Genomic DNA, 23,733 nt, shown 5'->3' on the forward strand with positions numbered 1-23,733 from the left:
TGGCAAAGAGGCACCAACGCGTAAAAATAGAGGCCCGGCAGGTCATGTTACCGGGCTGACGTTATTGAGATGGAGTTGGTGCCGGATGAATTCAACCGCAACCGCTATTTTTATTGAGCAGGTCAACGAAATGTGAAGCCCTTCACAGTTATCAAATCCTCCTGCGGCGAGCGTACAAGGCGTGATCGCGCTGCGTGCATTTCTCAGAAAGCAGCATATGATCGTGCGCGGCAGGAAGCCGGCGGTTAATTCTATGGTGTGAACATGCGCCCGCATAATGTCTACTATTTATTCAGTCATCCATTTACGGCATCAAATAGAGAAGGTTCTATGTCAAACACAATTCGTATCGAAGAAGACCTGCTCGGCACACGTGAAGTGCCGGCCGAGGCTTACTATGGGATCCATACCCTGCGTGCGATCGAAAATTTCTACATCAGCAATACCAAAATCAGTGATGTCCCTGAATTTGTCCGCGGCATGGTCATGGTGAAGAAAGCGGCGGCGCTGGCGAACAAAGAGCTGAAAACCATCCCGCGCAAGATTGCTGATGTCATTATCCAGGCATGTGATGAAGTGTTGAATAAAGGCAAGTGCATGGATCAGTTCCCGGTAGACGTGTTCCAGGGCGGCGCCGGGACGTCACTCAACATGAACACCAACGAGGTGCTGGCCAACATCGGGCTGGAGCTGATGGGCCATCAGAAAGGGGAATACCAATACCTCAACCCCAATGACCACCTGAATAAATGCCAGTCCACCAACGATGCCTACCCGACCGGCTTCCGCATTGCGGTGTATGCCTCAATCCTGAAACTGATCGATGCCATCAGCCAGTTGGGTGACGGTTTCGAGCGCAAAGCCAAAGAATTTGAAACCATCCTGAAAATGGGCCGCACCCAGTTGCAGGATGCCGTGCCGATGACCCTGGGCCAGGAGTTCCATGCGTTTAATGTGCTGCTGAAAGAAGAGACGAAAAACCTGCTGCGCACCGCGGAATTGCTGCTGGAAGTGAACCTGGGCGCGACCGCTATCGGCACCCGCCTCAACACGCCGGAAGGTTACCAGCAATTGGCCGTGCAGCATCTGGCCGCGGTAAGTAACCTGCCGTGCGTCCCGGCTGAAGACCTGATCGAAGCGACCTCGGACTGTGGTGCCTACGTCATGGTGCACAGCTCTTTGAAACGCCTGGCGGTTAAGCTGTCGAAAATCTGTAACGACCTGCGCCTGCTGTCGTCCGGCCCGCGTGCCGGGCTCAATGAGATCAACCTGCCGGAGCTCCAGGCCGGTTCCTCCATCATGCCGGCCAAGGTTAACCCGGTTATCCCGGAAGTGGTCAATCAGGTCTGTTTCAAAGTGATCGGCAACGATACCTGCGTTACCATGGCGTCAGAAGCGGGCCAGTTGCAGCTGAACGTGATGGAACCGGTCATCGGCCAGGCCATGTTTGAATCCATCCATATCCTGACCAACGCCTGCTATAACCTGCTGGAAAAATGCGTCAACGGTATTACGGCCAACAAAGCGGTGTGTGAGGCGTACGTCTTTAATTCCATCGGTATCGTCACGTACCTGAACCCGTTCATCGGCCATCATAACGGTGATATCGTCGGTAAAATTTGTGCGGAAACCGGCAAGAGCGTGCGTGAAGTGGTCCTTGAGCGCGGCCTGCTGACGGAAGCGGAACTGGATGACATCTTCTCGGTGCAGAACCTGATGTTCCCGGCGTATAAAGCCAAACGCTATACCGATGAGAATGAACAGTAACCCTGTTCTGACCTGACATCAGGGCACGTTATTCAGTGAATAACGTGCCCTTTTCTTTTGGAAGGTACAAAAATATAACAAGTTGTTTTCATTTTTCACTAAGGAACAAACGCAATGTTGATTCTGGAATTTGTCATTGTGCTGCTGGCCATCTTCCTTGGCGCACGGCTGGGCGGCATCGGCATTGGTTTTGCCGGTGGGCTGGGGGTGCTGGTGTTGGCGCTGATTGGCGTAAAGCCGGGCACCATCCCGTTTGATGTGATCTCCATCATCATGGCGGTGATTGCAGCCATCTCCGCCATGCAGGTGGCCGGGGGCATGGATTACCTGGTCCGCCAGACGGAAAAACTGCTGCGGCGTAACCCACGCCACATCACGCTGCTGGCACCGGTGGTCACCTACTTCCTGACGATTTTTGCCGGCACCGGCAATATCTCGCTCTCTGCCCTGCCGGTGATTGCGGAAGTGGCCAAGGAACAGGGCATCCGCCCCAGCCGCCCGCTCTCAACGGCTGTGGTGGCCGCACAAATCGCCATTACCGCCTCGCCTATCTCCGCCGCGGTGGTGTACATGGCGACGGTGATGGAGCCGCACGGCGTCAGTTACCTGACGATGCTGACTATCCTGATCCCTGCAACGCTGGCGGCCGTGCTGCTGATGTCACTGCTGGTGAGCTGGCTGTTCAATGCCCGGCTGGAAGATGACCCCGTGTATCAGCAACGTCTGGCGGAAGGGCTGGTTACGCTGCGCGGTGAAGATCGCCCGGCCATTCCCGCCTCCGCGCCCTATTCGGTATTGCTGTTCCTGCTTGGGGTGCTGGCTGTGGTGGTGTATGCCATTTTCAACAGTAATGGTTTCCATCAGGCGGTGCTGGGCACCCCGGCGGCCCCGGTGATGACCACCACCAGTGCCATCCTGATCATTATGTTAAGTGCCGCCACGCTGATTACGCTGCTGTGCCGGATAGATACCGCCGCCATCCTCAACGCCAGCACGTTCAAGGCGGGCATGAGCGCCAGCATCTGTATTCTGGGTGTGGCCTGGCTGGGCGATACCTTTGTGCAGGATAACCTGGTGTGGATCAAAGGCACGGCCGGCAGCGCCATTACCAGCCATCCGTGGCTGCTGGCGGTGATTTTCTTCTTCTGCTCGGCGTTGCTTTACTCCCAGGCGGCGACCGCCAAGGCGCTGATGCCGATGGCGATGGCGTTGGGTGTGACGCCACTGACGGCACTGGCGGCGTTCCCGGCGGTGTCCGGGCTGTTTATCCTGCCGACCTACCCGACACTGGTGGCGGCAGTACAGATGGATGATACCGGCACCACACGCATTGGCCGTTTCGTTTTCAACCATCCCTTCTTTATCCCTGGTACGCTGGGCGTCGCGCTTTCCGTGCTGTTCAGCTTTGCGCTCGCCAGCGTGATGCTGTAATCCGCTGCCAGCGGCCGGGCTCACTAAAGTGTATGCGGGGGTAAAATCCCCCGCCTTCGCCTTCAAGCGGCCGTCGCTTCGCGTTATAGTCTCTGGCTGGCGCTGACCGGTCGGCGTGCCTTTCTCCCACTATGTTGCGAGGTCGAGATGTCTGAGATAACCGCGTCTGAAATGACCCTGACAGAAACTGTCCCCCTGAATATCGATCCCCTGCCGGCGCAGGCCGTTGTGGTGCTCTGCACAGCGCCGGATGAAGACAGTGCGCAGGAGCTGGCGGCAGTGGCGCTGGGCGAGAAGCTGGCGGCCTGCGTCACGTTATTGCCGGGTGCCAGTTCAATGTACTACTGGGAAGGCAAGCTGGAGCAGGCGTACGAAGTCCAGATGTTGTTCAAAAGTGATACCCAACACCAGCAGGCGTTGCTCGCCTGCCTGCGGCAACACCACACTTACCAGACGCCGGAGCTGCTGGTGTTGCCGGTCCGCGATGGAGATAAAGATTACCTCTCATGGATTACCGCCTCATTAAAATAATTGTCTGGCTATGCGGCATCCTGCTGCTGCCGCTGGCTGCACATGCCTCCCTTTTCCCTTCGCCTGCTGCTAAGGCGTTTGTGCCGCCGGATCAGGCGTTTGCCTTTGATTTTTCGCAAAAAGGCAACCGCCTGACGCTGAACTGGCAGATTAAACCCGGCTACTACCTTTACCGCCAGCAGATCCAGTGGACGGCCACCGATGCCGCAGTAGGGGATGTCACCCTGCCGGAAGGGCTGTCACATAAAGATGAATTTTTCGGCATCTCAGAAATCTACAAAAACCAGCTGGCGTTTACGCTGCCGATCACCCAGGCTGCGCCGCACGGCCAGGTGAAAGTGACGTATCAGGGCTGCGCCGAAGCGGGGTTCTGCTACCCACCAGAGACGCGCATTGTGCCGCTGAGCGCCGTGACGCCGGGTGCGACGGCAGACGCGGCAGTGGCTCCCTCTGCCCCACCGCAGACAGCGGCCACCGCCGCCCCGCTGCCCTTCTCACCGCTGTGGGCATTGTTGATCGGCATCGGCATCGCCTTTACGCCCTGCGTGTTGCCGATGTACCCGCTGATTTCCGGCATTATTCTCGGGCGTGAAAAACGGCACAGCCACCGGCGCGTGGCGGTGCTGGCGCTGGTGTATGTGCAGGGCATGGCGCTGACTTACACCCTGCTGGGGCTGGTGGTGGCCGCCGCCGGGCTGCCGTTCCAGGCGGCGCTGCAAAGCCCCGGCGTGCTTATCGCGCTGTCAGTGCTGTTTATCCTGCTGGCGCTCTCGATGTTCGGCCTGTTTACCTTGCAATTGCCTTCCGCGCTGCAAACCCGCCTGACGCTGTGGAGCAATACCCAGCGCGGCGGGTCGCTGCCCGGCGTGTTTGTGATGGGCGCACTGGCGGGGTTGATCTGCTCGCCCTGCACTACTGCGCCGCTGAGCGCCATTCTGCTTTACATCGCGCAGAGCGGGAATCTGCTGGCCGGTGGCGGCACGCTCTACCTGTATGCGCTCGGCATGGGCATTCCGCTGGTGGCAGTCACGCTGTTCGGTAACCGGCTGCTGCCGAGAAGCGGGCCGTGGATGAACCATGTGAAAGAAGCATTCGGCTTTGTGATTCTGGCACTGCCGGTGTTTCTGCTGACGCGGGTCATCGGCGATGTGTGGGGGGAACGGCTCTGGAGCCTGCTTGGCATCGCCTTTTTTGGCTGGGCCTTTTTGCTCAGCCTGAAAAGCAGCCGCGCCGGTGTCCGGCCGCTGCAACTGCTGCTGCTGGCTGCCGCGCTGGTGGTGGCCCGGCCGTTGCAGGAGTGGGTATTCCCCTCCCCGGCCACCGCCGCACAACCCGCCGGCCCGGCATTCCAGCCGATCACCAGCCGGGCCGCGCTGGCGGAGGCGCTGCATCAGGCGCAGGGCAAACGGGTGATGCTTGATCTCTATGCTGACTGGTGTGTCGCCTGTAAAGAGTTTGAGAAATACACGTTCAGCCAGCCTGCGGTGCAGGAGGCACTGGCGGACACCGTGCTGCTGCAGGCGGATGTCACCGGTAACAGCCCGGAGCAGCAGGCGCTGCTGGCGCAGTTACAGGTGCTGGGCCTGCCCACTATTTTGTTCTTCGGCGAGCAGGGCCGGGAAATCCCGGATACCCGCATCACCGGCTTTATGGACGCCGCGGCCTTCCGTGCGCATTTGCAGAAAGTACACCCGTAAACGACACTAGTGTCTGGATTGGAAATGGGAGAACGCCAACGTGCAACGTGAACATGTGCTGAACCACGCTTTAACCCTTCTGGAGCAGCGCGGGCTGGCCACCACCACGGTAGAAATGGTGGCAACAGAAACGGGACGTACGGAAAGCGATTTATACCGCTTCTGGCCGGATCGTGAGGCGCTGTTATATGACTGCCTGCGCCATCATGGTCAACAGATTGATACCTGGCGGCGCCAGCTGCTGCTGGATGATTCGCTGACGCCGCAACAGAAGTTGCTGGCCCGTTATAAGGTACTGCATGAGCAGGTGAATCAGCAGCGCTACCCAGGCTGTTTGTTTATCGCCGCATGCAGCTTTTTCCCGGATAAACAGCACCCTATCCACCAGCTTGCAGAGCAGCAGAAACGCGCCTCTTATGACTATACGCTGGCGCTGTTGCAGGACATGGACGCAGACGATGCGCCGATGGTGGCCGAGCAGATGGAGCTGATTCTGGAAGGGTGCTTGAGCAAATTGCTGGTAAAACGGCAGCCCCATGATGTGGAAGTCGCATTACGGCTGGCTGAGGATGTTTTGCAGGTCGCACGCTGCCGTAAACATGGTGCGCTGACCTGATAAACATCGCCTGTCAGGGGCAGTTTTTGCTGCTGCCCTGCTGCTTTTTGCCTGAAAAGAGAGCAGTCAGCCCGGTTTCAGGGAGAATTCTGCATAAAGCCGTTGACGGCCTTCAGCCAATACGGTTTAATGCGCCCCGTTGCCCGGATAGCTCAGTCGGTAGAGCAGGGGATTGAAAATCCCCGTGTCCTTGGTTCGATTCCGAGTCCGGGCACCACTTATTCAGAAAACCCAGCCAATGGCTGGGTTTTTGCTTTTCTGCGTCTGGCCTCTCCATCAAGCCGCCTTCAACCTTTTAAGCTGCCTGTCCGGCAGTGAACCGGTAAGCTCCGCCGAACCTCTGCGGATTTCGTTTCTAAGCTGCCTGTGCGGCAGTGAACATGATGGGTGGCCTGGCCTTCGGCATGAACTGTTTCTAAGCTGCCTGTACGGCAGTGAACGCGCGCCGCGCCCGTTACGCTGGTCGATACTGTTTCTAAGCTGCCTGTGCGGCAGTGAACGTGCTGAGCGCCCAGAGCTCTTGTGGGCCGACTTTCTAAGCTGCCTGTACGGCAGTGAACAACCTGTTCTAAAGGTAGTGATTTTAACGTTGTTTCTAAGCTGCCTGTACGGCAGTGAACTGTGGGTGTGCCGGTGAAGTGTGGCGAATCCATTTCTAAGCTGCCTGTGCGGCAGTGAACCCTTGCGAAACTTTTTTGATCCAAATCGTGCATTTCTAAGCTGCCTGTGCGGCAGTGAACGTAATGGCGCTGAGGTTGAAACTGAATGCTGTTTTCTAAGCTGCCTGTGCGGCAGTGAACGCTGACATGGTTAACGCTTTTTACGGGATTTATTTCTAAGCTGCCTGTACGGCAGTGAACCTCCGCCGCCAGCCGCGCAATCTGAGCGAAGCTTTCTAAGCTGCCTGTACGGCAGTGAACTTACATAATCTTCGTAACTGGCTTTGGGGTTATTTCTAAGCTGCCTGTGCGGCAGTGAACGCGCCTCGATCAGTGCGCACCCTGTGTTCATTTTTCTAAGCTGCCTGTGCGGCAGTGAACATATGCTGACACACCCAGGCCGATAACGGCGATTTCTAAGCTGCCTGTGCGGCAGTGAACTTGTAAGTCTTGGAGACTGTTATGGACCGCGTTTTCTAAGCTGCCTGTGCGGCAGTGAACTTGCCGGTGTCTGACGGCGCGGTAATTGCCCATTTCTAAGCTGCCTGTGCGGCAGTGAACTCGTCGTCAGTGATAATCCGCTTGAACATCAGTTTCTAAGCTGCCTGTGCGGCAGTGAACCCGACGGCAGCAGGGTGACATGCTCGCCTTTGTTTCTAAGCTGCCTGTGCGGCAGTGAACAAGCGGGTGCGTATGCGCGTGGGTTTGAAGACTTTCTAAGCTGCCTGTGCGGCAGTGAACCCGATCATTCAAAGCTCGGCACAGCTGCGAGCTTTCTAAGCTGCCTGTGCGGCAGTGAACTGGAGGTGTTGGAGGATATGCGGGGGCACTTTTTTCTAAGCTGCCTGTACGGCAGTGAACTGGAAATCCCGCAGTACCGCTCAATCCTGGTATTTCTAAGCTGCCTGCACGGCAGTGAACAGGAGGTTCGCCGCCTGTCAGAAGACGGCAAATTTCTAAGCTGCCTGCACGGCAGTGAACGTCCTGTTGTCAGTGATAGTCGCCCCCAGTCCTTTCTAAGCTGCCTGCACGGCAGTGAACAACCTCTTTAGGCCGAACTACATCCCCAAACTTTTCTAAGCTGCCTGCACGGCAGTGAACGACAACGCTGCGGCTTAAAGAGGACGGTATCTTTTCTAAGCTGCCTGCACGGCAGTGAACCTAGCGTCGTTGGCAGACGCGTTTAATAAAGCTTTCTAAGCTGCCTGCACGGCAGTGAACGGGGCAACGTTTTTTGTCACGCATTTCACTCATTTCTAAGCTGCCTGCACGGCAGTGAACAAAAGCATTCATGTGTTTGTTGCTGGTGGTGATTTCTAAGCTGCCTGCACGGCAGTGAACGGCAACCCGCCGCCAGCAGCCGCACGCGTGAATTTCTAAGCTGCCTGCACGGCAGTGAACGAAAGGATCAAATGGATTGGCCCCCCCTTTTCTTTCTAAGCTGCCTGCACGGCAGTGAACTTTAATGGTTGTCCGCGAAAGCAGTTGTAGCTTTTCTAAGCTGCCTGCACGGCAGTGAACATGTCTGCCATTATTGTAGATCCGTGCCATTTTTTCTAAGCTGCCTGCACGGCAGTGAACTGACCAGCCAACTCTCTAACTTTTTGGTTTTAAGTAAAAAATCTCTTAATTCTCTTCCTTACCCCTTTTTTCTTACCTCATATTTAGGTCTCAATAAATCAACAACTTATCCTTGGCGGAAATAAAAGGGTCAGAACCAGGGGATGGTGGCGGTGTTACTCAGGCCATAACAGCTAAACTCCCCTGCGGTGGCGACAGGCTGAAGTTCACCGTGGCGGATAAACAGCCGGAAGTGGTGACCGCTGGAAAGGCTTTTTACGGCCAGCCAGGGCAAGTCGCTTCGCTGTTCCTGACTATTTTCAAGCCGCTGTGCCGCTTCTGCTTCACTGATCCAGCCTTTCTTCACTGAGCGCCGCAGTAAGCGCCCGGCACTGCTTTTCACCTGCACCCGGCTTACCGTGCGCCACCCTTTGATCCCGCTGACCTGTGTGATCGCTGAAACAGCGCAATAATCGCTAAGGCCGGTACGCCAGTACAAAGACTCCAGCGTATGCAATGCGGTCTGCGTGCCGTGCAGGCGCAGAACCGGGCCGGGTTTAACATCGTGTGCCGGAAAGCTGACGCCAATATCACCCTGCTTATGCGCCGCTAATGCCCGGTGCAATTTGGCGAACAGCGCAGACATCAATGTCTCTTCGGTAAACTCAGGGTCAGGTAATACACGGATCTCAAGAAAATGATCCATCGCCATTCTCCTTAATCGGCTTTTTCACCAAAGACACCACCACGAATCAGCACTGCCATGACATAGTGCTGCTGCTCTGCCGGCGGCTGCTCGCCACGGATGACCCACCGGTCCAGTAGCGTATAGAAGTCCATCTTCTCTTTCGGTTGCCGGCAGGCAATGCCGCGGCTGGTCACAGAACCATACGGCTCAACAGCAATCGCCCCTAATGTGTCAGCCTGCGGGTGCCAGGTATCAATAGTGCGAAGCGCATTGCCTATTTTCTGGGAATGCATCGCCGCCACGCTATTCACCTGGTACAGCACTTTGCTTTTATCGCTGCTTTTATCAAGCATCAACTCCTGGGAAGGAAAGACCTCCTGCCCCTCCCCCAGATGGGCATACGCAGCAACCTGTAACAGGACAAAACGCTCGCCGCGCAGCCCGACGGCAATCTCATCCGCCAGCTCACTCAGCGTGGCATCTGCGGGGGTAAATGCCCGCAGGGAATAGTCATGCGCCATAAATTCCCAGGTTTTACTCCCGGTGACCACCACCCGGATCTGTCCGGCACCGACCCGGTTGCGCCACAGGAAACGGGCATTGGCCAGATTGGCGGCATAACGTTTTGCCAGTTCGTCAAAGCCTTGTTCATCGATATAGCCGGTAATAATTTGCTGTAAAGCGTCCTGATAGCGCCGGTCATTACATACTGAAGGCTCGGCCAGGTTGCCCAACACGCGCAGGGTGAAGCTGACTTTCAGGGTATCCGCGTCTGCCGGTAGTGCAGCCACATCCACTCGTTGCAGGTTAGCGTTCTGGATCTGATTATCCAGTTTGGCGTTATCGCTGGTTACCGCATTTTTCAGGCGGTTAGAGATAGTCCCCCGTACTGCTTTTTCCTGAACAGGAATAGGTTGCCACTCTGCCCCTTGCCAGAGGCCGGAGAACATCAGCGCATCGGACGTCGCCAGTTTGCGTTCAAATGCCAGTACTGACGCCGTTTTGATATCAACAGGTGCCTTTGCCATGTTTGCGTCCTTTTAAAAGTGATCATCATCATAAGTACAATCTTCTGCCTCAATGGCGGCCTGCGCCCCGCAGCAGTAGTAACCTGTCTCCGTGGTGTGATAACGCCACAACAGTTCATCCAGCGAGTGGAGCCGGTGCAGGCCGCACCATTCCCCCACGCCATATACCGCTTCGGCAAAACAGAAAGGGGTTGCCGGGTCACGGGTCCGCGCTACGTCACCTGGGGCGTAGCACAGCGAGATACGCTGATAGCCGGTCATCAACGGCACCAGGTAACCGGCATAAGGTTTTGGCTCATAACGCCATTCGGCGGGCGCGCCGGGCTCCGGTAATATGCCCTCCCCGGTATGCGGTGCCAGCTTCAGCGCAGCGAAGTCGAGCCAGGCATCCAGCATGTCGGTTTGCGGCTCCAGTGCCTGTTTTGCTGAACAATGCTGTGCCAGCCAGGGCGAACGGTCGACCAGCGCAAAGCCCGGCATCAGCGGCCAGAACAGTGCGCTGACCCTTTCATCGTCCGCCAGGTTGCGTACCTGCACCTTGCCCATACTGACCACCGTGCCCCCAGCCAACCGCTGTTGCCGGCACAGCACCTGTAAATGCTCAGCCAGCAACGCTAAACCGGTATCACCGTTGGCAAGCGTGCCCCGGCACTTCATGACCAGCGATACGGTGAGATGCATCCGCGCCTCTTCATTGATTGACGCGGTCTTGCCCTCTTTACTCAACGGGTTGCGGGTCAAGGCAAACTGGTAATCCCCACCCGCGTTATAGGCATGAACCTGATGGTGATGGCAGATGACCCCGCAGCCTTCCAGCGTGATGCCGTGGCTCTGCTGAAGTTTGCGTGACAGCGCGTGTGCATACCCGAGGAACTGAGTGATAGCCGGAAATCCCCAGGTCAGCCCTGCGGCTGCATTGGCATTTTCCACCTGCAACCGCGGCAAAATAATGCACCGGCTCATGATTGTGCCTCCTTGATGACGTGTTCCATTTCACGTAAACGCTGTTGGCATTGCGTGCGCCACGCTTTGCGTTCAACCATCCCCATTGCACATTTTGCGGCGTTTAACTGCGTGTTCAGCCACTGGGCGAAGTCATCTGCCACGGTGGCTTGCCAGTCACCCCGTTCCCGCTCCAGCGCAAACGCCGGGTTATCCTGGGTACGCCACGGATCAAGCCAGAGCGCCTGATGAGGCCTAAGAAGACAAGAGGGTTCTGTTGTCCAGTTGCACCACTCGGGCCGTTGAATACCCGCAGCAATGTTGAATAGCAGGTCGATCAGCTCATCAACATAGTGTTCACGGCGGCGTTTGATGGCGGCGTTGTTATAGTTGCCGCTGTGCGTGAGGAGTGCGGTGAAGCTTGTGAGCGTATTAGCTGTTAAATACTCAAACGGCCCTTTAGGGGCGAACAGCGAGGTGATAGCCAGTGGCTTTCGCTCCTGCGCCTGCCACTGCGGTGGTTGAGACGAGAGCAGCCACATCCGGCCGCCGCGGCTGCTGTTAAGTGCAGAGATATTTTGCGGTTTGGTGCCGCCAAAGTTCATCACAGCGGTATTGGGAAAGGAAACCTCCGGCAATGGGTGCCACTGTTTATTACGCCGGGCCTGACGGGCAGCTTTGCTCTCTTCACTGAAACGCTGCGCAACGATTTTCTGGTGCAGTGCCTGCGCTAATGAGGAGGAAAACAAGGGGCTGAGCAGATGGTAACTATCACCCACCGGAAAGTAGATCTGCTTGGACAGCGTATGGGACGTGGGTTGGCCGGTCTCAAGCACCCGGGAAAAACCGGTTACCCAGGCAGCTAACTGCTCACTATCTTCTGCCAGCTCAGCGAGCAGTGAATACTCTTTGCGGCGCAGGCAGTCGAGCAAAGAATCTTTCCCAAACCGGGTTTGCAGCAGTTTTGCCACATCCAGCGCCGCGGCATTGCCTACCGCATCCAAAGAGGGCGCCGCCAATGAGGCTGTCGACAGGTAGCCCTCCTGCTGGCGGATGCAGCTATAGAGGCTGCTGCTTTGCGCGTCGCCATGTGTATATTTCGCCGCATGTGTCACCAGGCTGATTTGCCCGGCGCGTTGCGCGGCATTCGTCAGCCAGGTACGGGGTTCATATTTTAGTTCCAGTTCCCGCCGCGCCTCGGCAAGGGCCTGGTCAAGTGCGCTCAGGTCTGCCGCTGAGGCTGCCTCACGCCGTTTTTTCGCGTCTTTGTCGAAGGCCGCGAGTTTGCTCTGCTTCCGGTCATTGATCCATGAAGTGATGTCCATCTCTTCACCGCCATTTAATTTGCTATGAACGTGAGTAATGAAAATACCGTTTGCGCTGACTCACTCCCGCCCTCAATCGAGGGCGCGGAATACCCCTAAAAGCGGATGAAAACACCACGCCTGCGGTGCCTCCGTTGGGCTGCACATCAGGGAGAGTTCGCCATAGCGCGTACTGACCTCTTCCAGTGACAGATCGCTTTGTTCAGCCAGCGCCAGCCATACTGTGTGGTAATCCGTTTCTACCCAGGCACTGACACCGGCAGCAAACTCGACCTCTGCCCTGTCAAAGCACCCTGCTTCCTTCCAGCCGCTGGGGCCGTCATCCCGAAAATAAAATCCCGGCGTGTCATATTCTTCCTCCATACGTAAAAAGAACTGTTCTTCAGGGGAGGTGCGGCGGAAAGGGGTACGACGTTGCAACTCATCATTCCAGTGCAGTGGCTGGCGCCACCAGAGCGCCGCCGAGAGCTTGCCCTGCCCACGGCCTAATAACACCTCGCGGGTGTGCTGGTGCTCCAGCGCGGTCAGGCTGCTGTATGTGCTGTATGGGCTGCGTTGTGCCGGAGGTTCGATCAACCTCGGGAGAGAACTGATGACGCGATACTCCTCCTCATGCAATACGTCATTCATGTCGTCACTTGTCAGACGAAAATGTGGGTTCTCAAAGCCAGGCAGGCAGAAGACCGCTTGCCCAGGATGGGTACGACGCAAGGCACGCAGATTTTTATTGAGGATGAAGATATTGGGGGAATCAGGCACCCGCCTGCGGTGGCGCTGAATACGCCCGGCAAACTGAACCATCGAGCGAACCGAGCTACATTCCAGAATGCCCCAATCCGCATCCCAGTCACGCCCAACTTCTACTACAGACGTTGCCAGTACAACAAACAGGTGATTTTCGTCTGTTGAGCTGGCCAAGGCCCGCTTAACTTCCGGCAATTTCCAGAGTGCGTCTGTTTTACGCCGGTCAAAGGCACGATCCAGATGCTGTTCAATATGGGAGCGTATTCCTGTCGGGTGATGACTGTGGTAGACACAATAATGAATATGCGTTCCCGGTGGTGAAGGGCATTGCAGCAATGCTTTGGCGACCGCCACCAACGGATCAATATTTGCCATACGCACCAGCCCTAGGGAGACCTTTTTACCGTGCTCATGGCATTCATGGTGCGCATGATGGAGAGACAGCATGGCCTCATGCAATGTGGTGGCTACCGCTGTAATGACCTCCGGCACAGAACGGCCGGCGGCCTTGACGGGGATAATGCTGCCTTGCCGCACTGCCGGTTTATTGCGTAAACGCGCAACGCGAGCAGCTATAAAATCCTGATGAGCCTCAAGAAACTTCTCATAATCACTAAAACAGCCCGGCTTAACCTTATCCTCATCAAACCAGGCGCAGCAAACCGCCATATTCTGTGACTGACCGATGGCGTGCTGGTAAGCCTTACGCCCTTTGCCATAGGCAATATAAAGCGCCTGTACCAAAGAAGGGGGTAACGTTGCTGAGGAGAGCACAACTTTCGAGCCAAGCATACCGGCCCAGTTGACCAGGCGACACAGGGCGTACTCATCAGCCAGGTCGAAATCGTCCGGCTCATCCAGCACCAGATCACTGGTCAGCAACCGCAGCATAGGGGCAAGCTGTTTGCCGCCGCGGGTGCCTTCCGTCGCCGGCATCAAATGATCAATCGTCGCCACCAGCACGGGGGCATTAATCAGCTGTTTGAGTTTGGGGTCTTTCTGCAGCCAGTGCTGCAATGGGCTGTTATCGGGCGCGCCATCGTAATGCACATATTGGTGCCCTCCAAACAGTGCCTGGGCTGACAGGCTATTGTCATCCGGCTCCGGATGCTGCTGTTCATAAAGCTCCCGGGCAGCGGACGAGCCAATCATAACGGCCAGATCATCCGGCTGAAGATGCAGGCGCTCGCGCAGCGCTTGCCCTGTCTGGAGGGTCAGTGTTCGCAGGCCCAGTGCCACCGTAAACCGGCATCCCTGCTGCTCATTCGCCAGCGCATACATGATACGGGCATTGGCGAATGTCTTACCGCAACCTGTAGACGCGAGGTTGATACCGAAAAAACCCTGCTGCTGTGCCTGTTCCCGCAGCCCGGCACAGCATTCCCAGGCTTTATTCTGCCACTGGAAGCGTGCATCCGCGGCCCGCTCACGGAAACCTTTATGCCGGGCAATCGCCGGCAGTTGCCGCCGGATACCGGGCAGTACGCGAGCCAACAGCAAAGCATGGTGCGCGACCCCGACACAGTGCTCATCCAACTGCTGCTTCAGCCGGCCGGTGGCGCGGTCGGTATTGGCCCAGACCGGATAGTGTTCATCCTGCCAGTGTGCAGACGTTTGCTGCGAAGAGTAGTGGTGATCTGCCAGCATCAGCGCCAGCCGGGCCAGATGGGGAACAAACGCCTCATCAAGCCGGGCGAAATCCGCTAACGCGCCGGAGTTCAGGGCGCGTTTCGCCAGTTGATGTGCTTTATTGCCCCAGGCTGCGCTGTGCCACGGTAATCCGTGTGGAAAGGTCCAGACACTGTCGAAATCCGCTTCTGTCCACCCGGCCAAATGATTAAGGGCATTCCAGGAGGCATCAAGCTGTTGCTCCAGCCATGCTGCGCTCTCAGCCATATCCGGCGGGTTCCTTCCCGGATAATGCGGCAACCGGTGATGTGACAGCAGAAGCCAGCACACCGTTTGTGCCAATGGCGTCATCCCACAAAAAGGGCTGGCCGGCGCAGTATGATCGTTGGGATCGAGAGCGGGTTTCACCCGATCTTTCTTCAGGCGCGCAAGGATCGCCTCTTCATCAATACGATCGGGGTGGTGTAATAACGCCAGCCACTCACTGTCATGTTGTTCACCGACAAACGCCTGGAATAACCGTACCGAGAGCCATTCATGGCGAAATGGCTGATAACGACGTACTGAGGCGTGGCACAGATTGTACTGGAACAGGTAACCCGCTTTTCCAAAATCATGAAATAGCCCGGCAAGTGCAGCCAGCAACGCAATCGCTTCAGTACAGATCCAGGCGTTCTCTCGCTGGCTGCGTAAAATATCCAGTGTGGTGTAATGGGTAGGCACCGTGCCCTGTATATTAAAACAGCGGGCATTACCCACAATCCAGAGAAGCTCACTCTGGCCGTTTTTTTTCAGCCAATGGCAGGCAACCGCCGTGTTCCTACGGGCGCTACGACGTAACAGGCGTCGTAATGTATTGACGCCCTCCAGGGTGATGGCCGTCTGCCAGGTCCTGTCCCCTTTACGCTCTGCAAATTGATCCAGGATACGGCTCGTTTCTGTACGCGCCTGTTTACTGCATTGTGAGATCAACAGAATATTCATGATGCCAATACCTCTGCGGTCTCCTGCAATGAGGCAATCATCACATCCAGCGCTTCTGCCTGTTGAAAGCCGGAGATACAGCGTTGGCGGAATGTTTGTTCATCCTCGCCTTCCATTGCGGCAATAAACGCATAGGGTAAAACCAGCGCATCTTTAACGAGATCGGCAATATCAAACACCAGCCCACCACGCCGGGTTTTACCATGTAATACAGCCAGCCCATAAGGAATACCTGTTACCCAGGCAGCCACTGCGGCTAACCCATAAGCCAGGTAATTACCATGGTCGAGAAACTGGTTTGCGCTGTCAGTCCCGGCACCGCGCTTTGCCCGGCTGAAGCGCCCGTACTGCACCGTTTCAGCAGCCAGTTTATAGAGTGCTTTGGTCAATTGGGCTTCTTGTAACAACATGTCAGTATGAGAGCCTGCATGTTCAATTCCCTGACGATAACGGTGCAGCAAAGCACGTAACTGGGCTTCTTCCGGTTTGAAATGGGTTTCACGCCGCCCCCCATTTCCCAGCCAGCAACGTTCAATTTGCCTGAGCCTGATATGCTGAAAACGGCGGGCAGCCAGAAGGCGCTTTTCCTCATCGAACCAAAAAGAGAGCCACTGCTGTAGATACTGGGTAGGCCGGTATTCGCTTTGGGGGGTTAGCCACGAAACATCAATATCGACTTCATTCCCTGCATACAGCGGTGTCCCGCCCCCGCCACAAAACCCGACCAAGACTCCGGCCCGTGCAAATTCACGCATAGCGGCTTGTGTGATGGAGGTGCCGGTTCCCAGCATCACAACGCTGGTGTTCGCAATAGGGATGTTCCAGTACAGCGACGTTTTTCCTTTGTCAGTGACGTACTCCACACGTCCGCCATTGACCAATACCCGGCAGTATTGCAGGTAATAAATGTTTGCACGTTTAGAATGCAGAATGGTTTTCAGATCGGACGGGGTAATTAATGCAGTCGACATAATGGAGACTCGTCTAATAAGAACGTCATGAAATACTCTTTTTAGCGAGTCGCCAGGGCAATGCAGCAATGATGATAATGAGAGCGGAATCAGAAAGATATTTTTATACCGATACGTAGACAGCATTTCGGCAATAAAAGGCGCATTTACTCCGATTAAGAAAACAATAAGTAAATGTGTATATATTCATTAACCAAATAATTTAAAGACAAGAATAATTTTTTGCTTTCCTTAATGGCTTAGCACTACCCAATCCCTGTGCCGGCTGATAAGTGTTTTATGGGCGTTGAGCAGCTGGGTCTGCTCCAACCGGCGGATAGCCGTTTCCGTAAGAGGGAGGTTTTTCCACGCCGACCAGGCGCGGTCGGTGAGGTCGTCTGCCGGGTGTTGCAGCGCCAGCAGCGCATCCTGATGGGAGGCCAGGGCGTCTGCCGGTAATGCGGCAAGTTCGGCGGTTATGCTGTTGAGGAAGTCGTGGGTGTGGCGCAGCAGTTGCGCGGCTGTCAGGTGCGGGGATTGCAGGGCAAACAGGATGCCGGGGCGGTCAGCGCTATGGTGGAAGCGGCAGCTCACCACATAACCGATATTCATCTCGACCCGTAACCGCTGGAAGAACCGCGGCTCGTAAAACATCGCCAGCAGTTGCCCGGCAGCCAGCGTGGTGGCGGTAACCTTGCTCAGCGGGCAGAAGATTAACAGTGCGTGGTCCTGGCTCTCTGAGGTGATCGTCCATTCCCGGCGAGCAGGTGGTTTTGCAGGCGGAGCCAGGGCAGATGGCGCGTTCAGCGTGCCGGGAAACGCAGCCAGCAGATGGGAAAGCCGGCGATGCAATGCCGGATCGCCGCCGTAGAGGCTCGCTGCCCAGTGTGTTGGGAATGCGCCCTGCTCATCCGGGCACGCGGACAGTGCATACGGTAACTGGCTCAACAATGCCCGCACCGGGATGTCGGTGCGCTGTGCTTCACGCTCCTCTCTGGCGGCCCGCGCGCCCTGCGCCATCACACTTGCCGGTAGATGCCCAAGCGTGTGCGTAAGGTGATGCAACGCGAAAGACAGCGCCGCCGCATTGCCCCGGCAGGTCAGCAGCCAGATGCCCTGATAGCGCGCAAAGGTCAGCTCACCGCTCCGGTGGGCCATATCCCCCGCCAGCGTCTGCAAGGCGCAACGAACGGTATGGCCCCAGCTCCCCGAGAGATCGCTGCCCGCTGCCGGGCGCAGCAGCAGCATCCCCTCGCTGTCAGCGGGATGAAGATGCGGCAGCGGCACAGACGCGGCGGGCAGCGGCGTAGGAACGTCGTCATAGGGAGCCGGATGGAAGCGCCACACCGGCGCGCTGAACAACGGTGGCGCGGCAGGCGTAAACGCCGTCAGCACAAGGGGGAATCCCTGTACGCATACCGTCTCGCCTTCCACATCCGGTGCGGCCCACACCCTGGCCATCTGCGCCGGGGTCAGGTGCGCAAGCAACTGTTGCCAGCCGCGGATAAAGGCCGCGTCGATCTCACCCATCGGCGGGAAACCAAATGCCTGATCGCGCAGGTGATCGAGCGGCGTCTGCTGGTCAGCCTGACGGCGCGCCAGTTGCGCGTAGTGGTGCAGGTGCGTATCAGAGAGCGGCACCAATGCCTGCCGCCATGAGTGAAACAACGCCTCGATCTCTGTATGCATCGGCAGTTGCAGGCCACCGCCGCTGAACGCCAGTGATATCACCCACGCCTCAGCGGAGCGATAGGCGATCAATACCTGTACCTCATCACACAGGCCGCGGGCGCGCAGGGTCGCGAGCAGCCCCTGCCCCGCTTCATCCGTCACCCACTGCCGGAATAGGGTCAATGCCGTCGCCGGAACCGTAGAAGGCAGTAAAAACGCCAGTCGCACGTGTGGTACGCCACGGACATTCACCGCCAGGTTACGCCGGGCGGCGAGTGTGACCGGCTGCGCGACCGGGAAATGCGGCACGTCAGCGGTGGGCAGCTGTTCACCGTAGTGGTGTGCGAGCTGGGAGAGTTCGTCCAGGGTGCCGGGGCCTTGCAGCCACAGCGTCATATTCGCAGCGTGGTAGAAGCGCTGGTGATAATCCCGTAGCGCCTGTTGCAGGGCGTCAGGATCGCTGCTAAAGCTCGCCAGGCTGCCGACATGAAAACGGTGCAGGCCGGGCGGCCCGTCAAGCGTCTGCATCAGGGCGGCCGCACGCAGCGTCTCTGCGTGGGTGCGCAGCAGGCGGTATTCGGCGTCAATGATCGCGGTTTCCTGCTGTTGCGCCTCCGGCGTCAGCAACGGCGAGGCCAGCATATCTACCAGCCGCGCCAGCCCCGGTTCGAGCTGCTGCGCACCGGCCTCAAAGAAAAAGGCCGTGGCAGTCGCCAGCGTCATGGCGTTGACCCGCCCACCCGCTGCCTGTATCCAGGCCATCAGCCGGTCGCTGCCCTGAAAACCGTCACTGCCGGCAAACAGCAGATGTTCCAGTAAATGCGCCAGCCCCGGCCACGCGTCAGGTTCATCGTGGCTGCCGACGCCGACCTGCACCAGTGCCGCGGCGCGGGTCGCCTCCGGCCGGCAGATCAGATGAACCTGCAAGCCATTCGGCAGTTGCAGCGTGGCGCGCGCCTGATGCATCCGGAAATCAGACCTTGAAGATCAGCTGGGAGTTAACACGGTTGCGGAAGGTCAGCTGGTCGATTTTCATCGTAGTGCAGTTGGCCTCTTCACGCGCCGCCAGAATTTTGCCGTGGTGCGGTGATTTGGAGCAGACCGGGTCGGCGTTATCCGCGTTGCCGGTCAGCATGTACGCCTGGCAGCGGCAACCGCCGTAATCTTTCTCTTTCTCCGGGCAGGAACGGCACGGCTCCGGCATCCAGTCATAGCCCCGGTAACGGTTGAAGCCAAAGGAGTCATACCAGATGTGCTCCAGGCTATGTTCCAGCACCGACGGGAATTTTACCGGCAACTGGCGGGCGCTGTGGCACGGCAGCGCGTCACCTTCCGGCGTCACGCTGAGGAAAATCGCGCCCCAGCCGCCCATGCAGCCTTTCGGGCGCTCTTCGTAATAATCTGGTGTGACGAACAGCAAATTGGCCAGATTGCCGCTGGCGGCCATACGCTCGCGGTACACCTGCACGGTCGCCTCGGCCCGCGCAATTTGTTCACGCGTCGGCAGCAGCCCTTCACGGTTCAGGTGCGCCCAGCCGTAGAACTGGCAGGTCGCCAGTTCCACATCATCCGCTTCCAGTTCAATACACAGCTCAATGATGCGGTCGATCTGGTCGATGTTGTGCCGGTGCAGCACAAAGTTGAGCACCATCGGGTAGCCCTGTGCTTTCACCGCTTTCGCCATCTCCAGCTTTTGCTGGAACGCTTTTTTCGAACCGGCCAGCGCGGCATTCAGCGTTTCATCGCTGGCCTGGAAACTGATCTGGATATGGTCCAGCCCGGCGTCACTGAACGCCACCAGCTTCTTCTCGGTCAGGCCGATGCCCGAGGTAATGAGGTTGGTGTAGAACCCCATATCGTGCGCGGCTTTGATCAGCTCCGGCAGATCTTTACGCACCAGCGGTTCGCCGCCGGAGAAACCAAGCTGCACACTGCCCAGTTCGCGCGCCTGGCGGAACACCTCAATCCACTGTTCGGTGGTCAGCTCTTTTTCCTGCTTCGCGAAATCGATCGGGTTGGAGCAGTACGGGCATTGCAACGGACAACGGTATGTCAGCTCCGCCAGCAACCAGAGCGGCGGGTTGACCTGTGGTTTGGACTCACTCACGGAACATGATCCACTTTTGTTCATAGGCGCTGATGAAGAACTCCTTCACATCTTCACCGACCCCTCCGGCATCAGGAAAACGCGCGTCCAACGCGGCAATGATCTCGGCGACGGTTTGTTTGCCGTCCACCAGCTGCAAAATGGCGGTGGCGCTCTCATTGAGCTTCGCCATGCCTTCGGGGTACAGGATCACATGGCAATCTTGCACTTTTTCCCATTGCAGCCGATACCCGCGGCGGAAAACCGGGGTGCTTTGTACGTTAATCTCGATCATACGAGTCTCTCTGTGTGCCAGACGGGTTGCTGCGTCACGGTGTGATAAGGCGGGCGGTTCAGCGCATACGCCATGGTCATCGCATCCAGCATACTCCAGAGGATATCCAGCTTGAATTGCAGGATCTCCAGCATACGCTGTTGTTTCTCTACGGTGTCGCAATATTCCAGCGCCAGCGCCAGTCCATGCTCAACATCGCGGTTAGCCTGGCTCAGGCGACTGCGGAAGTAGCCGTAACCTTCAGCGTCAATCCATGTGTAATGCTGTGGCCAGCTGTCGAGGCGTGACTGGTGGATCTGCGGCGCAAACAGCTCGGTCAGCGAGCTGCACGCGGCTTCCTGCCAGTTGGCGCGGCGCGCGAAGTTAACGTAGGCGTCCACGGCAAAACGCACGCCGGGCAATACCCGCTCCTCCGACAACAGCACCTCGCGTTTCAGGCCCACGGCTTCACCCAGCCGTAACCACGCCTCAATGCCCCCCTCCTGGCCCTGGCTGCCGTCATGGTCGAGAATGCGCTGTACCCATTTACGGCGCGTTTCCGGGTGCGGGCAGTTCGCCATGATGGCGGCATCTTTCAGCGGGATGCTGGTCTGGTAGTAGAACCGGTTGGCGACCCAGCCCTGGATCTGCTCTACCGTCGCCTGGCCGTTATGCATCGCAATATGGTAAGGGTGATGAATATGGTAATACGCACCCTTGGCGCGCAGCGCCTGCTCAAATTCTTGCGGCGTCATCAGTTGCGCGGAGGTCTGTTGTGGATTCATTGTCATTACCTAAAGATCAATCGTCATACCGTCCCAGCTGACCTCAATGCCCTGCTGCGTCAGCAGGTGGCGCTCAGCGGAATCTTCATCAAGGATCGGGTTGGTATTGTTGATATGGATAAGGATTTTGCGTTTGGCCGGCAAGGTACGCAGCAGCGCCGCCAGACCGGTCTCTTCCGACAGGGCCAGGTGACCCATATCTTTGCCGGTGTTGCAGCCGACGCCGGTATCCGCGAGCTCATTGTCACGCCACAGGGTGCCGTCAATCAGCAGGCAATCCGCTTTTTTCATCCAGCCCAGCAGCGCGTCATCCGGTTCGCCCAGCCCTGGGGCATAGAGCAGCGTACGGCCGCTGGCGGTGTCTTCAATAAACAGGGCCACGTTATGGCCGGGCAGCGGTTTACCACGGTATTGCGAATAGGGCGGCGCGTTACTCAGCAACGGGATGGCGGTAAAGCGGATCGTCGTGCACGCAGACGTGGTGAACGCCTCATGCGGGGTAATGCCGTGGTGAATCAGGCCGCCGTTCCAGTGGGAAAGCATGGTGAATACCGGGAAACCGGTGGTGAGATCATCGTGCACTTCCGGCGTACACCAGACATGGTGCGGGCAGCCCTCACGCAGGTTGAGCAACCCGGCGCAGTGGTCAATCTGGCTGTCGGTCAGGATAATCGCGCCGATGCCGGTGCCGCGCAGCACTTCAGGCTTATTGAGTTCGGGCGAGGCCGCGAGCTGGTGGCAGATGTCAGGCGAGACATTGCACAGCACCCACTCTTTGCCGTTGTCGCTGACAGCGATGGAAGATTGTGTACGGCGCGACGCCTTAAGCGTGCCCTCGCGTACACCCTGGCAATTCCGGCAATTGCAGTTCCATTGCGGAAAGCCGCCGCCTGCCGCAGAACCGAGAACTTTAATCTGCATGTGTAGACCGAGAAGGGAAAGAAAGAAGATGCCCACAGCCAGGCCGTGGGCATAAGGATCAACGGTTGGAGATGTACAGAGTCACTTCCAGGCCGAGACGCAGGTCAACAAATTTAGGTTTAGTCCACATGGTGGTTATCCTCTGGATGTTAAAAAGCATTCAATCAATGCTTAACTTATTGCGGCAAACAATACGCGGATTGTCAAATTCAGCAGGGATAAAACCTGTTGGCAGGTCAACCCGGCGTGTTGCCGGGCCGCAACGATTTAGCGGCGCTGATGTTGCTCTAATGTAAATGGTTTATCAACCCTTAATACGCCGTGGCTATCATCAGGCAACACCCGCCGGGCTTAGCCGCCCCAGGTGCGTTTCAGTACCCGCAGCCAGTTACGCCAGGTGATTTTTTCAATCAGTTCACGGCCATAGCCCGCCTGAGCCAGCGCCTGTAACAGCCGGGGCAGTCCGGTGACATCACCCAGTTCATCGGGAACGCTGATGCCATCAAAATCAGAACCGAAGGCTACCCGGTCTTCGCCCAGTGTAGCGATCAGGTAATCCAGATGTTTGACGATTTCTGTTATCGGCGTGTTTCCATCACGTTTCCCGTCTTCGCGCAGGAACGCATTTCCGAAGTTCACCCCGACCAGCCCATCACTGTCACGAATCGCGACCAGTTGCTTATCCGTGAGATTCCGGGGCTGGGCGCACAGTGCATGGGCGTTGGAATGGGTGGCCACCAGCGGCGCATCACTGATATCCGCCGTCTGCCAGAATGCTTTCTCATTCATATGCGACACATCAATCATGATCCGCTTACGGTTGCAGGCTCGCAGCAGCGCCTTGCCTGCCGGCGTCAGCCCGTCGCCGCTGTCTGGTGAACCGGGAAAACCGCCGCTGATGCCGACACCAAACTGGTTCGGCAGGTTCCAGAATGGCCCGATGCTGCGCACGCCAGCATCATAGAATTCGTCCAGCAAGGCAAGTTCATCATCCAGGGCTTCGGCGCCCTCAATGTGCAGCACCATCGCCAGCACGCCCTGCCCGATACACTGTTCAATCTCCTGCACCGAGCGGCAGAGCCTGGCCTGGCCGGCCGATTCCGCTTCAATCTGATGGAGGATGGCAATCTGGCGGCGGGTAATGCCTAGGGGGTCGTGCGGGGCGTCAGCGATGGCGGGTTTCATCTGTGCGGCATAGTCCGCGGGCGGCACAAACACCGCAAACAGCCCACCAGCAAACCCGCCCAGGCGCGCACGCGGCAAATCCAGGTGCCCTTTCAGCGGCCCCTCGACAAAGGCCCGGCCAGGGTGTTCATCATGATGCAGCCAGAGGCTGAGCAAAAGATCGTTATGCCCGTCAAACACCGGCAAGCTGTGCGCGTTATTCATAGGAATTCAGTGTGCAAAAAGGGGGATCTGCCTCGTTATACGGAAAGGCCGGAAAC

18 protein-coding genes, 1 tRNA gene and 1 CRISPR repeat array are annotated in these 23,733 nt (G+C 57.4%); of the genes, 6 read left to right on the forward strand and 13 right to left on the reverse strand.

Annotated features, from left to right (window positions below; all coding sequences use genetic code 11):
• The first annotated feature begins 330 nt into the window (after positions 1-330).
• The 6 genes from aspA (at position 331) to JK232_RS10190 (ending at position 6,259) form a co-directional block, all read left to right on the forward strand.
• Positions 331-1,767 (forward strand): aspartate ammonia-lyase, encoded by a 1,437-nt coding sequence (gene aspA / locus JK232_RS10165; RefSeq protein WP_101828205.1) that lies wholly within the window; start codon positions 331-333, stop codon positions 1,765-1,767.
• 114 nt (positions 1,768-1,881) lie between these two features.
• Positions 1,882-3,198: an anaerobic C4-dicarboxylate transporter gene (locus JK232_RS10170; protein WP_072926975.1), complete on the forward strand. Its 1,317-nt coding sequence runs from the start codon at positions 1,882-1,884 to the stop codon at positions 3,196-3,198.
• 171 nt (positions 3,199-3,369) lie between these two features.
• Complete coding sequence (gene cutA, locus JK232_RS10175) at positions 3,370-3,729, forward strand: divalent cation tolerance protein CutA (RefSeq protein ID WP_072927377.1); 360 nt, start codon at positions 3,370-3,372, stop codon at positions 3,727-3,729.
• Entirely contained in the window at positions 3,705-5,426 is a 1,722-nt protein-coding gene (locus JK232_RS10180) for a protein-disulfide reductase DsbD (protein ID WP_212589119.1), read from the forward strand. The genes cutA and JK232_RS10180 overlap by 25 nt, the downstream gene beginning before the upstream one ends.
• 40 nt (positions 5,427-5,466) lie before the next feature.
• Positions 5,467-6,042 (forward strand): division control transcriptional repressor DicD, encoded by a 576-nt coding sequence (gene dicD / locus JK232_RS10185; RefSeq protein ID WP_072926972.1) that lies wholly within the window; start codon positions 5,467-5,469, stop codon positions 6,040-6,042.
• Positions 6,043-6,183: 141 nt separating this feature from the next.
• A tRNA-Phe gene (locus JK232_RS10190) sits at positions 6,184-6,259 on the forward strand.
• Between the two features lie 75 nt (positions 6,260-6,334).
• Positions 6,335-8,282: a CRISPR direct-repeat array (repeat unit 28 nt; unit sequence TTTCTAAGCTGCCTGCACGGCAGTGAAC).
• Between the two features lie 130 nt (positions 8,283-8,412).
• On the opposite strand, the gene cas6f is transcribed toward JK232_RS10190, so the two are convergent.
• From cas6f to JK232_RS10255, 13 genes are all read right to left on the reverse strand, one after another.
• On the reverse strand, positions 8,413-8,967 hold the full coding sequence (cas6f, locus tag JK232_RS10195; protein ID WP_212589120.1) for a type I-F CRISPR-associated endoribonuclease Cas6/Csy4: 555 nt from the start codon (positions 8,965-8,967) through the stop codon (positions 8,413-8,415).
• 11 nt (positions 8,968-8,978) lie between these two features.
• Positions 8,979-9,977 (reverse strand): type I-F CRISPR-associated protein Csy3, encoded by a 999-nt coding sequence (gene csy3 / locus JK232_RS10200; RefSeq protein ID WP_212589121.1) that lies wholly within the window; start codon positions 9,975-9,977, stop codon positions 8,979-8,981.
• 12 nt (positions 9,978-9,989) lie between these two features.
• Positions 9,990-10,940 carry a type I-F CRISPR-associated protein Csy2 gene (csy2, locus tag JK232_RS10205; protein WP_212589122.1) on the reverse strand — a complete coding sequence of 317 codons (951 nt, stop codon included), beginning with the start codon at positions 10,938-10,940 and terminating at the stop codon, positions 9,990-9,992.
• Positions 10,937-12,244 (reverse strand): type I-F CRISPR-associated protein Csy1, encoded by a 1,308-nt coding sequence (gene csy1 / locus JK232_RS10210; protein ID WP_212589123.1) that lies wholly within the window; start codon positions 12,242-12,244, stop codon positions 10,937-10,939. The genes csy2 and csy1 overlap by 4 nt, the downstream gene beginning before the upstream one ends.
• A 72-nt stretch (positions 12,245-12,316) precedes the next feature.
• On the reverse strand, positions 12,317-15,601 hold the full coding sequence (gene cas3f / locus JK232_RS10215) for a type I-F CRISPR-associated helicase Cas3f (protein WP_212589124.1): 3,285 nt from the start codon (positions 15,599-15,601) through the stop codon (positions 12,317-12,319).
• The gene (gene cas1f / locus JK232_RS10220; protein WP_212589125.1) at positions 15,598-16,572 is read right to left on the reverse strand and encodes a type I-F CRISPR-associated endonuclease Cas1f; all 975 of its coding nucleotides are present in this window, start codon (positions 16,570-16,572) and stop codon (positions 15,598-15,600) included. The genes cas3f and cas1f overlap by 4 nt, the downstream gene beginning before the upstream one ends.
• Before the next feature lie 231 nt (positions 16,573-16,803).
• Complete coding sequence (pqqF, locus tag JK232_RS10225) at positions 16,804-19,188, reverse strand: pyrroloquinoline quinone biosynthesis protein PqqF (RefSeq protein WP_212589126.1); 2,385 nt, start codon at positions 19,186-19,188, stop codon at positions 16,804-16,806.
• A 7-nt stretch (positions 19,189-19,195) separates the two neighbouring features.
• Entirely contained in the window at positions 19,196-20,329 is a 1,134-nt protein-coding gene (gene pqqE / locus JK232_RS10230) for a pyrroloquinoline quinone biosynthesis protein PqqE (RefSeq protein ID WP_072926953.1), read from the reverse strand.
• On the reverse strand, positions 20,322-20,603 hold the full coding sequence (gene pqqD, locus JK232_RS10235; RefSeq protein ID WP_072926952.1) for a pyrroloquinoline quinone biosynthesis peptide chaperone PqqD: 282 nt from the start codon (positions 20,601-20,603) through the stop codon (positions 20,322-20,324). Before pqqD ends, pqqE begins: the two co-directional genes overlap by 8 nt.
• Positions 20,600-21,367 carry a pyrroloquinoline-quinone synthase PqqC gene (gene pqqC, locus JK232_RS10240; RefSeq protein WP_072926950.1) on the reverse strand — a complete coding sequence of 256 codons (768 nt, stop codon included), beginning with the start codon at positions 21,365-21,367 and terminating at the stop codon, positions 20,600-20,602. Before pqqC ends, pqqD begins: the two co-directional genes overlap by 4 nt.
• 9 nt (positions 21,368-21,376) lie before the next feature.
• Positions 21,377-22,288: a pyrroloquinoline quinone biosynthesis protein PqqB gene (gene pqqB / locus JK232_RS10245; RefSeq protein ID WP_212589127.1), complete on the reverse strand. Its 912-nt coding sequence runs from the start codon at positions 22,286-22,288 to the stop codon at positions 21,377-21,379.
• A 58-nt stretch (positions 22,289-22,346) separates the two neighbouring features.
• Complete coding sequence (gene pqqA / locus JK232_RS10250) at positions 22,347-22,418, reverse strand: pyrroloquinoline quinone precursor peptide PqqA (RefSeq protein ID WP_071822147.1); 72 nt, start codon at positions 22,416-22,418, stop codon at positions 22,347-22,349.
• Positions 22,419-22,639: 221 nt separating this feature from the next.
• Positions 22,640-23,677 (reverse strand): dipeptidase, encoded by a 1,038-nt coding sequence (locus JK232_RS10255; RefSeq protein ID WP_072926946.1) that lies wholly within the window; start codon positions 23,675-23,677, stop codon positions 22,640-22,642.
• Positions 23,678-23,733: the final 56 nt, after the last annotated feature.

Origin of the sequence: Nissabacter archeti, assembly GCF_018257325.1 — a bacterium.
Classification (GTDB): Bacteria; Pseudomonadota; Gammaproteobacteria; order Enterobacterales; family Enterobacteriaceae; genus Chimaeribacter; species Chimaeribacter arupi.

What these genes read in the sequence shown, in the direction of transcription:
- csy3 (WP_212589121.1), bottom strand. Translation starts at nt 9,977, where the DNA reads ATGGCAAAGGCACCTGTTGATATCAAAACGGCGTCAGTACTGGCATTT.
- pqqB (WP_212589127.1), bottom strand. Translation starts at nt 22,288, where the DNA reads ATGCAGATTAAAGTTCTCGGTTCTGCGGCAGGCGGCGGCTTTCCGCAA.
- csy1 (WP_212589123.1), bottom strand. Translation starts at nt 12,244, where the DNA reads ATGGACATCACTTCATGGATCAATGACCGGAAGCAGAGCAAACTCGCG.
- pqqD (WP_072926952.1), bottom strand. Translation starts at nt 20,603, where the DNA reads ATGATCGAGATTAACGTACAAAGCACCCCGGTTTTCCGCCGCGGGTAT.
- aspA (WP_101828205.1), top strand. Translation starts at nt 331, where the DNA reads ATGTCAAACACAATTCGTATCGAAGAAGACCTGCTCGGCACACGTGAA.
- cas6f (WP_212589120.1), bottom strand. Translation starts at nt 8,967, where the DNA reads ATGGATCATTTTCTTGAGATCCGTGTATTACCTGACCCTGAGTTTACC.
- pqqC (WP_072926950.1), bottom strand. Translation starts at nt 21,367, where the DNA reads ATGAATCCACAACAGACCTCCGCGCAACTGATGACGCCGCAAGAATTT.
- cas3f (WP_212589124.1), bottom strand. Translation starts at nt 15,601, where the DNA reads ATGAATATTCTGTTGATCTCACAATGCAGTAAACAGGCGCGTACAGAA.
- cas1f (WP_212589125.1), bottom strand. Translation starts at nt 16,572, where the DNA reads ATGTCGACTGCATTAATTACCCCGTCCGATCTGAAAACCATTCTGCAT.
- JK232_RS10180 (WP_212589119.1), top strand. Translation starts at nt 3,705, where the DNA reads ATGGATTACCGCCTCATTAAAATAATTGTCTGGCTATGCGGCATCCTG.
- JK232_RS10170 (WP_072926975.1), top strand. Translation starts at nt 1,882, where the DNA reads ATGTTGATTCTGGAATTTGTCATTGTGCTGCTGGCCATCTTCCTTGGC.
- cutA (WP_072927377.1), top strand. Translation starts at nt 3,370, where the DNA reads ATGACCCTGACAGAAACTGTCCCCCTGAATATCGATCCCCTGCCGGCG.
- csy2 (WP_212589122.1), bottom strand. Translation starts at nt 10,940, where the DNA reads ATGAGCCGGTGCATTATTTTGCCGCGGTTGCAGGTGGAAAATGCCAAT.
- pqqF (WP_212589126.1), bottom strand. Translation starts at nt 19,188, where the DNA reads ATGCATCAGGCGCGCGCCACGCTGCAACTGCCGAATGGCTTGCAGGTT.
- JK232_RS10255 (WP_072926946.1), bottom strand. Translation starts at nt 23,677, where the DNA reads ATGAATAACGCGCACAGCTTGCCGGTGTTTGACGGGCATAACGATCTT.